The organism is Corynebacterium anserum (genome assembly GCF_014262665.1).
In the GTDB taxonomy this organism is placed as follows: Bacteria; Actinomycetota; Actinomycetes; order Mycobacteriales; family Mycobacteriaceae; genus Corynebacterium; species Corynebacterium anserum.
In genome coordinates, this window is sequence record NZ_CP046883.1 from 479,674 (window position 1) to 494,210 (window position 14,537).

11 protein-coding genes are annotated in these 14,537 nt (G+C 54.8%); 5 read left to right on the forward strand and 6 right to left on the reverse strand.

Going from position 1 to position 14,537, the window contains the following annotated elements; genetic code table 11:
* Positions 1-417: 417 nt before the first annotated feature.
* The 3 genes from GP473_RS01920 to GP473_RS01930 all read left to right on the forward strand — a co-directional run bounded on the left by GP473_RS01920 (position 418) and on the right by GP473_RS01930 (position 4,862).
* Positions 418-1,173 carry an ABC transporter ATP-binding protein gene (locus tag GP473_RS01920; RefSeq protein WP_186277045.1) on the forward strand — a complete coding sequence of 252 codons (756 nt, stop codon included), beginning with the start codon at positions 418-420 and terminating at the stop codon, positions 1,171-1,173.
* A 5-nt stretch (positions 1,174-1,178) separates the two neighbouring features.
* The gene (locus GP473_RS01925) at positions 1,179-3,770 is read left to right on the forward strand and encodes an ABC transporter permease (RefSeq protein ID WP_186277046.1); all 2,592 of its coding nucleotides are present in this window, start codon (positions 1,179-1,181) and stop codon (positions 3,768-3,770) included.
* 78 nt (positions 3,771-3,848) lie between these two features.
* Entirely contained in the window at positions 3,849-4,862 is a 1,014-nt protein-coding gene (locus tag GP473_RS01930) for an alpha/beta hydrolase family protein (RefSeq protein ID WP_185769161.1), read from the forward strand.
* Between the two features lie 443 nt (positions 4,863-5,305).
* Here the strand turns inward: GP473_RS01930 and GP473_RS01935 are convergent, their stop codons facing one another.
* The 3 genes from GP473_RS01935 to GP473_RS01945 all read right to left on the reverse strand — a co-directional run bounded on the left by GP473_RS01935 (position 5,306) and on the right by GP473_RS01945 (position 10,515).
* Entirely contained in the window at positions 5,306-6,007 is a 702-nt protein-coding gene (locus tag GP473_RS01935; RefSeq protein WP_313770377.1) for a DUF3239 domain-containing protein, read from the reverse strand.
* A gap of 108 nt (positions 6,008-6,115) precedes the next feature.
* Positions 6,116-7,783, reverse strand: a complete 1,668-nt coding sequence (locus GP473_RS01940) for a DNA repair helicase XPB (RefSeq protein WP_185769162.1) — start codon at positions 7,781-7,783, stop codon at positions 6,116-6,118.
* Between the two features lie 179 nt (positions 7,784-7,962).
* Positions 7,963-10,515, reverse strand: coding sequence for a helicase-associated domain-containing protein (locus tag GP473_RS01945; protein WP_185769163.1), 2,553 nt, complete (start codon positions 10,513-10,515; stop codon positions 7,963-7,965).
* 328 nt (positions 10,516-10,843) lie between these two features.
* Here GP473_RS01945 and GP473_RS01950 point away from each other — a divergent pair, with 328 nt between their 5' ends.
* On the forward strand, positions 10,844-11,032 hold the full coding sequence (locus tag GP473_RS01950) for a hypothetical protein (protein WP_185769164.1): 189 nt from the start codon (positions 10,844-10,846) through the stop codon (positions 11,030-11,032).
* A gap of 256 nt (positions 11,033-11,288) precedes the next feature.
* Here the strand turns inward: GP473_RS01950 and GP473_RS01955 are convergent, their stop codons facing one another.
* The gene (locus tag GP473_RS01955; protein WP_185769165.1) at positions 11,289-11,948 is read right to left on the reverse strand and encodes a resuscitation-promoting factor Rpf1 domain-containing protein; all 660 of its coding nucleotides are present in this window, start codon (positions 11,946-11,948) and stop codon (positions 11,289-11,291) included.
* Between the two features lie 540 nt (positions 11,949-12,488).
* Between GP473_RS01955 and GP473_RS01960 the strand changes: the two genes are divergently transcribed.
* A complete protein-coding gene (locus GP473_RS01960) occupies positions 12,489-12,872 on the forward strand; it encodes a cold-shock protein (RefSeq protein ID WP_185769166.1) in 384 nt (127 codons plus the stop codon).
* A 171-nt stretch (positions 12,873-13,043) separates the two neighbouring features.
* Here GP473_RS01960 and GP473_RS01965 read toward each other — a convergent pair whose 3' ends face one another.
* Together GP473_RS01965 and GP473_RS01970 are read right to left on the reverse strand one after the other, a co-directional pair.
* Positions 13,044-13,661, reverse strand: coding sequence for a DUF2771 domain-containing protein (locus GP473_RS01965; RefSeq protein ID WP_185769167.1), 618 nt, complete (start codon positions 13,659-13,661; stop codon positions 13,044-13,046).
* A gap of 1 nt (position 13,662) precedes the next feature.
* A complete protein-coding gene (locus GP473_RS01970) occupies positions 13,663-14,418 on the reverse strand; it encodes a glutaminyl-peptide cyclotransferase (protein ID WP_246394854.1) in 756 nt (251 codons plus the stop codon).
* Positions 14,419-14,537: the final 119 nt, after the last annotated feature.

The following is a 14,537-nucleotide window of genomic DNA, read 5'->3' on the forward strand; positions in this document are numbered from 1 at the left end:
ACTTTATGGAAAGCTCTTCAGCTGGAGAATATGGACGTTCTTCAGCTGAAGAGCTTTTTGTTTTCGATATCGGGTTGTTCACGCTAGTTTGTGCGTTGTGTAAGGGTGCCAATGAAGGGTTGTTCCAGGGGCTCGGGCAAAGTGCGCGGTTTTGGTAACGAGCAGCTATTTCGGCGCGCATCTTGCGCTAATATAATGCTTCTCTTCGACCACAGGCAGCTTGTATGTCACCAGCATGTGCGCCGCCATCCATCGCGAAGATATCAGTGATGCCTATGACAAATTGACCTAGTTCTACGGCGCTTCTCAGAGTCTATAGCTATTCCCATAACTTCGTGTGGATAAAATCGGGCTGAACCTGCAATTAATGAATTCCTGCTCTACGGAAAGAATTTTCGCCCTATGGAAAATGGTGCCATGAACGATGTCAGTGTATCCGTGAACAATGAGGCCGCCGCTCGGGCGATATCACTAAGCAAAAGGTACGGCACTGGTGAAACCGAAGTGAAGGCTTTGGATGCCGTGTCGGTGGACTTTCTACAACACGAATTCACGGCCATTATGGGGCCGTCCGGTTCCGGTAAGTCGACCCTCATGCACTGCATGGCCGGTTTAGATTCACCCACTTCAGGCCGTGCTTTCATCGGCAGCACAGACCTCACAGAACTCAAAGACAAACAACTCACACAACTGCGGCGCGACCGTTTAGGCTTCATTTTCCAGTCTTTTAACCTGGTACCAACCCTGACCGCGGCGGAGAACATCACGTTACCGACGGATATCGCCGGAAAAAAAGTGGATAAAGCATGGTTTAACGAAGTGTGTGAGCGCTTGGGTCTCACGAACCGCTTATCGCACCGACCCTCAGAGCTGTCGGGTGGCCAACAGCAGCGTGTGGCGTGTGCACGGGCTCTTGTGTCGCGTCCGGACATCATTTTCGGCGACGAGCCCACCGGAAACCTGGATTCCAATAGCTCCGCCGAAGTTCTAGATATTCTGCGTACCGCCGTGGACAAGGACAACCAAACTGTGGTGATCGTGACTCATGACGCGCGAGCGGCGTCGTATTCAGACCGGGTGATCTTCCTCGCCGACGGGCGCATAGTCGACGAACTGCGTGACCCCACCGTCGATCAGATCCTGCGAACCATGACCAGCATCGAGGACTACTGATATCTATGCGACTCGGCCCCTCAGCAATGCAGAAAGTGTCCCTGCGTACCCTTGCGGGACACAAAATCCGTTTTATCCTCACGATTCTGTCTGTCGTCCTCGGAACTGCCTTTATTGCAGGTAGTTTCATGTTTACCAATTCGATGTCGAAATCCTTCGACAGTATTGCGGAATCAAGCTACGCCAATGTCGATGCCGTGGTGAAACCCGGCCACGATGGCAAACGCCTTCTTAACCAGCAATTTTTTGAGGAGCTCCAAAAGGATCCCGCAGTCAAAGGTGTGAACATCTCTTCCCAAGCGAACGTGATCGTCGCCACCAAGGACAAGCAAGTCCTCAATTCCGGCGGCGCGCCATCGATAGTTCAACCGTTTTATACCGGTGATCAGGCTGTCGCAACACCAATGAACATTGTGGATGGAACGAGTCCGCACGGCCCCGGCGAGATCGTTCTCAATCAGACCGCCGCCTCCCGGCATGGCATTCATGTGGGTGACACAGTTGTTCTCGTCGACCCGCACACCCGTCACGAAGTCACGGTGGTCGGCGTATACACCCTCGACTTGGAAGTCGGAGGATTCATCGGTGCGGCTATGGACGAGCCATCGTTCATTCAGCTTTTCCGTCCTCAGGGGACAGTGGACGAATTTACAGTGGCGGGGAAAACGTTGCATGGCAGCCAATTGGTGAACTACCTTGCCGGTAAATACCCTGGGGTGGAATTCGATACCGGAGAGTCCATCGCGGAGGATCTCACTGACCAAATCAACCAGGCGTTAAGCTTTGTCAATTACTTCCTTATCGCGTTTGGTCTCATTGCCCTGTTGGTGGGAACGTTCATCATTGCCAACACCTTTTCGATGATTGTGGCCCAACGCATGCGCGAATTTGCTTTACTACGTTCGCTCGGAACTTCTCGAAGGCAGCTCACAGGATCGGTGGTGTTTGAAGCCATCGTCATCGGTTTCTTCGGTTCTGCCCTCGGTATTGCCGCCGGCATCGGTTTGGTGAACCTCATTTATTGGGGAATGGCCAAAGCAGGTATGGGATTGCCCGATGCGGGTGTGAACCTGACACCCACAGCCGTGTTCGTTCCCCTCGTTCTGGGAATTATCGTGACAGTGCTGAGTGCGTGGGCACCAGCACGCCGAGCGGGGCGTGTTCGTCCAGTTGAGGCCCTGCGTTTGGGAGATGCGTCGTCCTCCTCGTCTCTTCTGACTCGCAGCATTGCTGGTGTGCTGCTGATCGGGATAGGTGTGGCTGCTGCCATAGCCGCGGTGTGGATATTCACCGACGCCACTTCTGGCCGACGAGCGTCCATCGTGGGAGTGGCAGCGTTGTTGCTTATCGTCGGTACTTTCCTCGTGCTCCCAGCCGTATCTGTACCCGTTGTAGGTGGTTTAGGTCGAGTTATCGGTCTCCCCTTCAGGGCGGTGGGGAAGTTGGCGTCGACTAATTCGAAGCGCAACCCACGCCGTACAGCAACAACCGCCTTTGCTCTGACGTTAGGCGTGGCTCTGGTTTCGGTTGTGAGTATCTTCGGCGCCACGATGAAAAACTCCGTGTCGGAGTTCACCGAGACCATGATGCGGAGCGACTATGTGGTCTCCGGGCCAGCACAGGCTAATTTCCCAGTCCCGCGTGAAGCCACTGCAGCGATACGTCAGCTGCCAGACGTGCAGGATGCAGTGGCCATCGGGACGATAGCAATGACCGTGGGAGATGTCTCTGCACTACCGGGGCACCCTCTCATGTCAGTGGTAGATGGTGACCCGACGACTGTGGCCAATATCGACATGGTTGATGGCGACTCGCACTTCAATGAACCGGGGGTAATGGTCGATAAGACGACAGCCGAGGCCAAGGGGTGGAAAGTTGGTGATACGGTGCCGTTGAGCGTCGGAGTCACTGAAAAGATTCCGGTCGGGACGGCTACGATCCGCGGAATCTATCAACCAAACATAATGTTTGGGCCGGCCGTGATTAACCAATCCATGGTCACCCACATTAAGAAGCAGGCGCCGCAGATGACGGGCAGTCCGTTGCTCAGTCCGCAGGTTTTGTTACTGGCCGTCAACGGTAATTCCGGTATCGATCAGCAAAAACTGCGCGAGGAATTGGAAACAGTCACGTCGGATTATCTCGTCGTTCAGGTGCTGACAACTCAGCAATTTGCGGGTGCACAGGCTGTCATGATTGACCAGATTCTCAACATTCTTTATGCTTTGCTATCTCTGGCGATCATCGTCGCCATACTTGGGATTATTAACACGCTCGCGCTAAATGTGGTGGAACGGCGGCAAGAAGTGGGGATGCTCCGAGCTGTCGGAACGAAACGGCGGCAGATTCGGGGGATGATCACCCTTGAAGCCGTGCAAATTGCCGTGTTTGGCGCTCTCGTGGGTGTGGGCATTGGGCTGTTCCTGGGATGGGCTTTCGTTAGCGTATTGGGTAATGAGGGGCTGGGACACGTGATCGTTCCGTGGACACAGGTAGCCCTCATGATTGTCGGTTCAGCTTTTGTGGGTGTGGTGGCTGCTGTGTGGCCAGCGGTGAAAGCCGCGAAAACGCCTCCACTGGAGGCTATCGCGGATTAGCCCGCATGGCTTGAACGAGAGCTAGGTCTGTGCGCCCCGCTGGGGCGAATAGTTGGAGGGGCTTTTAGAATGAAGTCCATGAGTGAGAACACCTCTGAAAGCAACTCCAGCACACTGAACCAGATGCCCAACTCCGACATTGTGAATTTGCCATCGAGTGGGCGAGATGTTCAGGAAGGAGTTGAACCACTCACACCAGAACAACAGGTCATCCAGCTGAGTGATTTTCTCGAGGATAACTATCCGGAGCTTTTCCTCTCCATGACCACAAATGAGGCTGAGCCCTTCATCGCCGAAGGTAAGGAAATCCCCACAGACCTCAAAGAACGCACAGAACGCCTGTGGGCGAAGATCCCAGATCTGATCAGCCATTCGAGCCTTCTCGTCCTCGGTGCCGGTCTCGACCACGCAATGCCGCACACCGCGTTTGTCAAAACTGGTCCGTCTACAGCGCCACTGGATCTTGCGGGTCTTCCGGAAGGTATCGCGGGTACCATTCTCACACCCTCGCGCCCCAATGGGAACCTTGCAGTTTCGTTGCATGGTGGCCCGGGGTGGGTGGGGGATGGCATAAGCCACGAGCAGTTATGGTTGCCTTTGTTTGCAGCATTGGCTGAGCGTTCAGGGACGACAGTCGTTGACCTGACGTACCCACTACCGGGAGGGGGATCGTGGGACCCGACGCAAGCAGCTGTCGCTGATGCGTGTGAACAGATCACTGCATCTCGAGGCGAGATCTTGCCTGTACAAGGCTTTAGCGGGAGCAATTCCGCATGTGGACTCATCACTTTCGGTACAGGTTTTGTCGCAGCCCAGCGCGTACTCAATAATGTGGATTTCCACCTCATGATGACTCCACGCATTCCCGAAGGATTCAGTGCTCAGGCTGATGCCCCGGAAGCTCTGGTGTCCTTAGCGAGGATGGATTCTCGCGGAACCTCCGCCGAGAAGGTTCGGGCGTGGATGGACGCCCAAGGAGCTCGCTACGAGTACAGGGACTACCCGTCTGAGCATTTCATCGCCGCCCCTGCTGTGTGGCGGGAACGAGTGCAGGATGCAGCCGAGTGGTTGGCGGCTCGAGGGAATTCCTAAAATTACGTTTCAGATCATTGCTCGAAGAGCGGTCTTTTATTCTGTCGAATACTGCTTGTGCCTAGATCGAAAATACTACTGTGAAGGCCTGTAACAGGTACTATCAGTTACGTAAAAAACATTGAAGTTGCAGTGACTAACAGTGACCATACATGGTGCTAGAAGTCCTGCTTTCTCGACGCAGGCTTCCGTTGAGGCGGCGTAAGAAATTGGCAGAATTCCTTTAAATAGAATCGTTGGGAAGGTGAAAAATGGCTCTTGATGGATATGATCTTCTTCGGTTGGCGATCACCCTGGCAGTCATTGCCTTGGTTGTTTATTTGCTGGTTAAGCGGATGAAGAAAAACGTAATCGGCACAACTAAACGCTTTCCACCCTCCTTTACTCAAAGATTCCACTTGTGACGAGTTTCTGGGTGATTCTCTTTGATGTGGGGGAATTCATCAGTTCTCAGAAGCGTGTTTCCCCATAGCCTTGCCGTGTGTGTCCGGATCCAGCAAAAGAAGATTTCGTTTAGTAGCGAGCACGTCATCGACCTGATTCAATAGACCTTGGAGCATAGCCCAATGGTTCCGAGGAATAGCGCGTTCGGCTAGTTTCCACACCTGTGAGTCTTTAGTCCCCCATGCCACCGGCATGGGGGAAATTTCCTCGTACAACCCCTTTGAGCGCAAAGTTTGAATACCTGTTACTGCCATCGACGGCACATGAGTCCCTACTTCCCGCGGAATACCTGGGACACTGGTAACCGTGCGTGCCGCGAGAGCTGGGCGCGATGGATTTGACGGATCGGCTGTGGCATCGACCAAAGCCAATAACACCATGTCACGTGGGTTCACTTTTGCCACCATGGCAGGGACTAGGTCATACATATTGTAGTAGTGCTGAGGATCGCCCATTTTGCGTGGTAGAACCGGGATAACGACTAAGCACAAAAGGGCGAAGAAGCCGAATGTGATGCCCAAAGCAATACTGGTGACAGAAACGCCGAGGGTGACAAACAGCGCTATGACAACTGCAATAAGAAGTGCGGCCAAGATGCCAGCGGCAATTTGTAGACGCTTCGCATCGCGGAAAAATTCATTGTGTTTACGGGAATAGGCCTCATCGACAGTGAAATCGAACGGTGTCATGAACTGGGACATAGGTGTCAGAGTCTCCTCGTGTGCTTCTGTGTGTTGTTTTTCAAAATTCAGTGTGCCTACATAGTGTCCACCACTGTGAGGGTGGGGCGGTCTTTCGCTAGACAAGACTCATGAGTCAGCGGAGCCTGTGGGTAAGTCGAAGGAATCCATAATTCGGTATCCGTAACCTTGCTCAGCTAGGAAACGCTGCCGGTGCGCCGCATAGTCTGCATCCAGTGTGTCACGTGTGACGATGGAGTAGAAAAAAGCCCCGCCTCTGTCAGGCTTTGGGCGCAATATGCGTCCTAAACGTTGAGCTTCCTCTTGTCGGGAACCAAATGTTCCGGAGATTTGGATAGCCACGGAAGCGCCTGGCAAATCCACCGAGAAGTTCGCCACCTTAGAGACGGCAAGAGTCTGTACCTCCCCGTCGCGGAACTGTTGGTACAGCTTTTCACGCTTGGCGGTACCCGTCTTTCCATCGATCACAGGAATGTCTAGCTCCTCGGCTATCTCCTGCAACTGGTCAAGATACGCGCCAATGATCAAGGTTGGTTCATCCGGATGCATTGCCATGATGCGTTTGACCACTGTGTTTTTTCTTGGGGTGGTTGCTGCGAGGCGATATTTATCAGGCTGCTCAGCGGTGGCATAGACCATGCGCTCAGAATCGGTCAGCTGTACGCGAACTTCTGTACAGTCAGCAGGAGCGATCCATCCTTGAGCCTCGATATCCTTCCACGGTGCGTCGAAGCGTTTGGGACCAATGAGGCTGAACACATCCCCTTCACGCCCATCTTCGCGTACCAGCGTGGCGGTCAGTCCCAGGCGGCGTCGAGACTGCAAATCGGACGTCATACGGAATACAGGTGCCGGCAGCAAGTGAACTTCGTCGTAGATGATGAGCCCCCAGTCACGGGAATCGAATAGTTCTAGAGCCCGATATTCGCCCTTTGTTCTGCGGGTAATCACCTGGTAGGTGGCGATAGTCACGGGTCGAATTTCCTTCTTTTCCCCGGAATATTCACCGATTTCGTCGTCGGTCAGTGATGTTCGACGCAGCAATTCATTACGCCATTGACGGCCAGCGACGGTATTGGTCACGAGGATCAAGGTGGTGGCTTTGGCCTTGGCCATGGCCGCGGCTCCGACCATTGTTTTTCCTGCACCACACGGCAGGACAACCACTCCGGAACCGCCTTCCCAGAAGCTGTCGGCGGCCATTTCTTGGTAGTCGCGCAGCTCCCACTGCTCATGCTGCTGGCTAAGATCAATCTTGTGTGACTCGCCATCCACATAACCCGCGAGGTCTTCTGCTGGCCATCCCACTTTCAGTAGTTCCTGCTTAAGGCGTCCCCGTTCGGATGGGTGGACGATTACGGAGTCTTCATCTAGCGCTTCGCCGAGCATCGGCTTAATTTTCTTGTGACGCTGGATTTCTGCCAGGACGGCACGATCTGTCGCTTCCAACACCAGTCCATGAGCTGGGTTTTTGACGAGCTTGAGGCGGCCGTAGCGATCCATTGTGTCCGCTATGTCTATGAGCAGAGGTTGAGGAACAGGAAACCGGCTATAGGTTTCAAGCACGTGCATCACCTGTTCGGCATCGTGCCCGGCTGCACGCGCATTCCATAGTGCTAGCGGCGTGATCCGGTAAGTGTGAATGTGCTCGGGAGCTCGTTCCAGTTCAGCGAAAGGTGCGAGCGCGTTGCGTGCTTCCCCCGCTTGTTCGTGATCAATCTCCAATAGGACGGTTTTGTCCGATTGCACGATCAGCGGCCCGGTTCCGATGCCCACTCTTTCCTCAATCCCTTCGTTGCGGTTGGGTGTGGTGTGCTTTTCTCTTGACCTTCCTAGTCCGACGCCGCTAGTGCGTCGTCCAAGAACAACCACCCCATCCTACAGCCGTAACGATCTACGGCAGAGGTAGCAAGGGACGTGTGTAACGATCCACGGCAGAGGTAGCAAGGGAGGGTTTACCGTGGCACGTCGACGGCCGCGATGCGGTGGGGTTGAATAGTGATGGTTTCACCGGTGCTGTCGATGACTGCGCTGATAGTGGAGGGAGTCATCATGACGATGCTTATCCATTCTTGACTGATTGCGCCGGCGTAGTCCACATAGTGGAGACGCACCTGCCTACCAGAGGAGTACGCCATGCGTAGCTCAGCCATGACATCGCGCGGGGTGCGTACAGTCCGAGTATCCGTGCTGGGGAATCCCTGGGTGGAGTCGAAGGATTCGGAACCTGCGTGGGTTCTACGGAAACTTTCTACTGCGCCGGCGATCTGCAGGGAGATGTCGCCTGCGGGCTCGACGGAAGGATCGTTAGGGATGCGGGTTGGCGTCGGAACATGGGACAACCCTGAGTGACCACGGCGCGAGGGAACAGAACCAGGGAGACCGTCATAGGAAGAATGCGCCAGGCCGCCATGGGAGTAGGCGCGGAAAGTATCGCTGAGTAGATACCGTAGAGATTGCGGCACGCTAGCTAAGCCGCCAGGTGACATGCTGTCCAAAAAAGCTTCGATCTGTTCGACGGTATCACCGCTGGCGAAGGCCGACAGCAGGGTCCGTTTACTGACACGCCAGACAGAGGCCATACCGGAGGACTCCTGCTCAGCCATGCGGGAAAGTTGATTCTGGTCCTCAGTGGACAGCAAGCCCGGAGCCAAAATTGTGTGGTCGCTCTGGATAATGAGCATCCGAACGGGATCCGGCAGAATCGTGGAAAGACGCATGGAGAGGGAATATAGAGCTTCATGATGGCTCATCGGTTCTCCACCAGCGATCCGCGCCTCCATTTCCCGCAGCGTCTCCCGCAAAGCATCAAGGGCGGAGGTTGCTTGTGGTGCGGCTGGGCTTTTCACACTATCGCTGGAGCTGACCATGCTACCAACGACGCCAGCCGCGCCACCACCGGGTCCGAGGAGTCCCAGATCACTGGCTTCGGATAATAAGGACTCCCAGGCGAGCTGCGGTGTATGCCAGGCGAGTGCGGGGCGCAGGCGCCACAGCTCTTCCGTAGGGTCCTCCGTTCGATCATCGAGATCGGCAGATGTGGGGAATAACGAACAAAAAAGGCTACGCAGTTCTGCCGCACAACCATGGTGTGCCTCCGGAGATAGCAGCTGAATGTCGTTATCCCGCAGCATCCATGTGGCGTATGTGGAGCCGACCCAACCCAAGAGAAGCATGGCCCATTGGGTGGACAGAGGTGCTTCGAGAAAATCGAGTGCCGCTTTGGTGATCGCCCAGTAGGTGCGTCCAGAATCGTTGGCGGGGGAAGGTTCGGGAAACTCCCGGGCGAGGAAATTCGCCAAGTACAGCTGATTGACGAGGTGTTGGGTCTTGTCGACGTCGATACTGAGACGCCGTGCGAGTTTATTAATTTCCCGAATGCCTAGACCTCCAGCACCGAGAGGCTGCAGTGGATTAGAGCCCACATCTTTGATGAGCTCTGATAGCTCCTGAATGGACTGAACCACAACTGCGATAGCAGCCGAATTCGCTCTATCGCTAGCTGGGTCAGGCCTGGTGGAGCTGCCACGGTTATTGGCGGTACTAGGGCTAGGAGAACAACCAGGGCTAGTAGCCGTAGTGGGGCTGTGAGTAGCGAGAGAACTATCTATGGCGCTAGCGGCGTCGCTGGTACGAGGGGTGGAGCTTTTCACCTGAGCTTTGAATGAGCCACCTACCGGGCCGATCACAGTGCGGCGAAGAAAAGAGCTGACGCGGCCAGAAAGGCGAACTGTCGTTGAATCGAGTTGGTCGAGGATTCCTTGGCGAACCATAGTCGGCAATGGGGCGTGAGGATCCGACCCCGGCTGCACGGTTGCTGAATGTCCCACTCCGCCGGCCGCGGAAAGTGTTCCGAGGAGACGTCGCTGCCGTGGAGGAAGCGCATCGATCGTGGTTGATAACGCGTTAGCTGGAATAGGGCAGCGGTTGCAATCAGCTAAGCGCCATAACTGTTCCGTGGCTGGGTCGAACAATGGCGGAACATGCGCCGGTACTTTGAACAACGTCTGAGGTGACATGCCCTTTGAGGCGGCGGCTAAAAGAGATTCTGTGACCGAGGAGTCCGCGCCTGTAGCTGAGCTGTTGGGGCGAGATAAATGCGGTGAAGTCGAGGATGTGTGTAATGAAGTAGTGAGAGTGAAACAGGGGCCGAAAACCAAACCCCAATTCGTAAGGCTCAGGAGGCCCGAGCAAATGTCGATGCTGCTAGGACGGCGATTCTCCGGTGTTCCGGCGATATCGAACAGCTCAGTGAGAGTTTCAGTGAGTTCCTCGACAGAGACCGGAGAGCTAGAAGCGCCAATTTCAGTGGCCGCATGCAAGATCGCTAGTTCCAGGGCGTTGAGATGATGCAGTGCCGGTTCCGGTGAGGCAGTGCCGGTGAGTTGTTCCAAAAGGGAGGTGGAACCGTGCGCGTAGAGTCTCCACAGAAGATCGGAGATTGCTTCATCACTATGCGAGGCAAGCCAATCTGGGTAGTTAGGGAACTCCTGAGCTGGTGCATTCATAACCGCCCCATACTAACGCCGATGCGTCATCGAGTCATCTGTGTGTCAACTGTGGATGTGTTGCAGAGCAACGTGGAGGAGCACTATGGGACATCTGCATTCGACGTGAGGTGTACCCGTTTATGTCTCCCTAGCTGTGGGAGTTCTTGCTGTACTCGTCATGTGGGAAACAATCTCAGTGAAAGAGTGAAACTTTTTCTGCAGGGGCACGTCTGTGAGATTTTTCGGGGGCACAGCCGTGAGATGAGAGCTGGACAAGGGGGATTGGGGGGGATGAACGTGGCCCAAAGTGTTCCGCTTTCGTGCCGTGATATGGAAAGATGAAGGCATGTCTAAGGTTGCGAAGAAGGGCTACGTCGATCCAGGCTGGCCAACAGATATCCCCGAAGGTAAGCACGCTGTCACCGAGCTGGTTGCTGATACCGCTGGTGCCCTGAGCCCATACGGTGACATTGAACTGCCAGTGGATCCTTCCACGCTGAGCTACGTTCACCCATACACCGTCATCAACAAGTAGTTTTCCCACCTTTCGCCTCTCTCGCGGCGGTGGAACGCGGTTGCAGACGGGGTACAATGTCGCCGTCGTGCAGCTAGGGGATGCTGAAAGATGCTGCGGATTCGCCGCAGCGGGGTAGGAAGACGCCAATAAGCGCCGCTTCTCTTTATGTTCCGTCACATTGATGCGACGGAGAGAAGCGGCGCTTACTTTTTGCCCGATATGAAAAGCCTTGGACTCCCGCTTCTTGTGGGAGCCCAAGGCCTTATGTGCTCATTTAGCGTGGAAGATTACCAGTAGCGATGGAGTTCGCGTGGGACTGAACCTGGGAGTAAAGGGAATCCAGATCGCCGGAGTTGTTGGCGTAGTAGTCCTTTACTTCCTGAGGTACGGTGTAGCCTGCGCCCTCGATGGTGGTGACGAAGCGCTTGTACATTGCCTCGACATCAGAATCCTTAGCTCCGTTAGCTGCCTTGGTGGCCTTTTCTGCAGCAGAAGCTGGGGTGGTGGTCTCCTTGGCTGCAGCAGGCTTGGTCTCCTTAACTGGAGCGCCTGGGGCGGTGCGTGGGGTTGGAGCGGAGTTTAGCCCCAGCTTGGCGGAGCAGGCTGGCCATGCTCCCCAACCCTGAGCAGCGAGAACGCGCTCGCCGACAACAATCTGCTCCTCGCGGGAAGCCTGATATGCCATTGGGGCGAATTCCTGGCCGCCGAAACCGTTCCAGGTCTGTGGGTGGAACTGCAGGCCACCGGAAAAACCGTTGCCTGTGTTGATGTGCCAGTTGCCGCCGGACTCACACTGTGCCAGGCGATCCCAGTCGGAATCTGGGGCAGCCTGGGCAGCTGGGGTGAGCATTGCGGAGGCTCCTGCCAGAGCCACGCCGGCTACTGCCATGCGGGATGTGGTGGAGAAAGAGTTGCGCTTGGAGTGGCGTCCCATATTTTTGGAGTGTCCCTTCCGAGGAAGACTTCGGTGAAGCCTCTAGATTCTCGTTCGTGATGTTTCTCGTTGTAGTGAGCCCGCCACCACTGGCTGTGATGCGGCCTGCGCGGTGAGCGTCTGTACTCTCCGTGCCTTGGTCTCCAGCTAATTTAGCGTTAAGTCACGATTCAGTCACGTTTTTTGGTTGAATTCGTAGCCCTAAGTACCGTGGATGTGTTCCGGTGTTTGTCTCGCTGACCTGGCGTTTATTGAAAAGTTACCGCAATGTTATATTCTGCGGTTTGTGATGAATATCACATTTAGGGCAGTTGGGGGTTATGGGTAACTGGCGGGGCTGATGAAAAGTAGAAGTGTGTCAGCGCAGGTCAGCGCCTCATTGGGGTTCCAAGTGACACGAGTTGTTGAGAGATATTTGGGTTAACTCGTGTGATTGGGTAATCTAGCTTTTCCCTCGAGCCGCCAGAAGATAAAGCATATCGATGCCTCTGCTCATTCATAGTGGCTCTTATTTAGTAGGAAATTAGAGAAGGTGAACAGATGCCTACTGGCAAGGTGAAGTGGTTTGACGCTTCAAAGGGCTACGGGTTTGTTTCCAACCCGGGCGATGAAGACGTGTACGTCAGCGCCCAGGTACTCCCTCAAGGTGTAAAAGAACTGGTTCCAGGACAGAGGCTGGAGTATGATTTCGCGGCTGGTCGCCGTGGCCCGCAGGCGCTACGCGTCACCGTTCTAGATCAGGGGCCGCGACGCGCCAAGCACAAATACAAGCCAGAAGAACTCCGGGGAATGGTCCAAGACACCATCACCATGTTGGATACCAATGTGCTTCCAGCTCTTGAGGCGGGACGGCGCCCCGATGCCAAAGAATCTCGCGCGATCGCGGAGATCCTGCGCACCATCGCCCGCGAGCTAGACACTTAGGCGCGAGCTAGATAGTAGTCAGATACTGAGCAGAGGTCTCGCTTTCCGCAATGGGATGCTCACACTGTGACAATCCCTGGCTAGGTGTCCTTTGTTCTGTCAACGATAAGAGGCTTGCCCCATCCACGGGGGCAAGCCTCTTATCTTTATGGCCTCTAGGCATATAGATCGTTACGGTGTCGGAGTGATAGACCATACGGCGTTGACAGGGGTCTGTTCGCCATCGGCATCCTCACCGATCAACAAGCTCTGAATCTCCAACACGGTGAGCCGTGGTGTAGAGCCATCGTCAGATTTCTTCGGGGAGTCCAGCGATACTTCTACCTCTTGCTTCTCATTAGACTTGTAATAGGACTCTGTGTTCGCCCCAGGGTCGTTGAAGATTTCCACCAAGCGCCAGTCATGGTCATAGACATCGTGGGGAATCTTGAGGGTGAATTTTTTGGCGCCTTCCATCGACAACTCAAAAGGCTCACCGTCCTTACAGTGTTGGTCATCGACCTCACAGGTACTGTATGGTGCGACTTCTGTTTCTTGCCCATTCACTACCGCCACCACACGCTGATCCTGTGGCAGGGTCTCGATATGGTTATCCTTCCAGCGGTAGTACGCCAGTACAGATGCTACGACCACAGCCACAAGTGCCACGATGGCTACGATAGGGAGGAGCTGCTTTCGCTGAGCTTTAAGACGACGCTGTTTCTTCGTCAGCTTCTTAACAGGTTTCGAAGCAGCGTTAGCGCTGCGAGAGCTCTCGTTGACAGAAGGAGTATCAGACACGCTGTCCATGTTAGGTCACCGTGGGTACGAAACGAACTTCGTATGCTGTGTCCCATTTCTTTCCGGTGAGCAGATATCGATCGCTGCCAGGAATATGCGCAATCCCGTTCAATACATCCGCTCCAGGACGAAAGCGCGCGTCGAAGGCTCCGGCAGTATCGATGACACCCGTGACATCTCCGCTCGCGGGATCTATGCGGAGAATGTGGTCGGTCTGCCAAACATTGGCGTAGATAGAACCATCCTCAGAGCAGTCCAGCTCATTCAAATACGTCGTTGGCTGGCCATCAATGGTGACGTTAACGGAACCGATCTGCTCAAAGGACTCGGGGTGACGAAAGACTAATGTCCCTGATCCATCCGACATAATGAGTCGCTCTCCATCGGAACAAATGCCCCATCCCTGGCCTTCATAGTTCACCGTCTTTATGACGGAGAGGTCGTTGCGGCGACGTTCGAATGCAGTACCGCTTTTCCACGTTAACTGCCAGACCTTGTCGCCATGAATAGTTATGCCCTCGCCAAAGAATTGCTGTGGAAGACGGTGACTGTCAGTTTCTTCGCCGTTGAGCGTGGCGCGGTAGATCCGCGATTCGCCATATAAACCGGTACCTACGATGAGATTGCGCCCCTCGTCGACCTCGACACCCTGGGTAAAGGATTCGGGATTCCATGCATATGTGGCCACGATCTGTGGAGACAGATGCTCTATTGCAGCATCTTCGGGCAGAGTGGCCGCACCGGAAATGGTGTCAGGATGGCTCACATCGCCCTCACCAGAACACGCTCCTGCAGTCAACAGCACTGTCGACAGAAGCGTCGGGGCAAGCAGCCGGGAAAGTAGTCTGCCAGGCCTTGGTGTGGCGCGTGTGCTGCGTCGAGAAG

Bases quoted from the DNA above. Each gene is read 5' to 3' on its own strand.
- GP473_RS01930 (WP_185769161.1), top strand. From the start codon at position 3,849: ATGAGTGAGAACACCTCTGAAAGCAACTCCAGCACACTGAACCAGATG.
- GP473_RS01935 (WP_313770377.1), bottom strand. From the start codon at position 6,007: ATGTCCCAGTTCATGACACCGTTCGATTTCACTGTCGATGAGGCCTAT.
- GP473_RS01950 (WP_185769164.1), top strand. From the start codon at position 10,844: ATGTCTAAGGTTGCGAAGAAGGGCTACGTCGATCCAGGCTGGCCAACA.
- GP473_RS01925 (WP_186277046.1), top strand. From the start codon at position 1,179: ATGCGACTCGGCCCCTCAGCAATGCAGAAAGTGTCCCTGCGTACCCTT.
- GP473_RS01945 (WP_185769163.1), bottom strand. From the start codon at position 10,515: ATGAATGCACCAGCTCAGGAGTTCCCTAACTACCCAGATTGGCTTGCC.
- GP473_RS01960 (WP_185769166.1), top strand. From the start codon at position 12,489: ATGCCTACTGGCAAGGTGAAGTGGTTTGACGCTTCAAAGGGCTACGGG.
- GP473_RS01920 (WP_186277045.1), top strand. From the start codon at position 418: ATGAACGATGTCAGTGTATCCGTGAACAATGAGGCCGCCGCTCGGGCG.
- GP473_RS01965 (WP_185769167.1), bottom strand. From the start codon at position 13,661: ATGGACAGCGTGTCTGATACTCCTTCTGTCAACGAGAGCTCTCGCAGC.
- GP473_RS01955 (WP_185769165.1), bottom strand. From the start codon at position 11,948: ATGGGACGCCACTCCAAGCGCAACTCTTTCTCCACCACATCCCGCATG.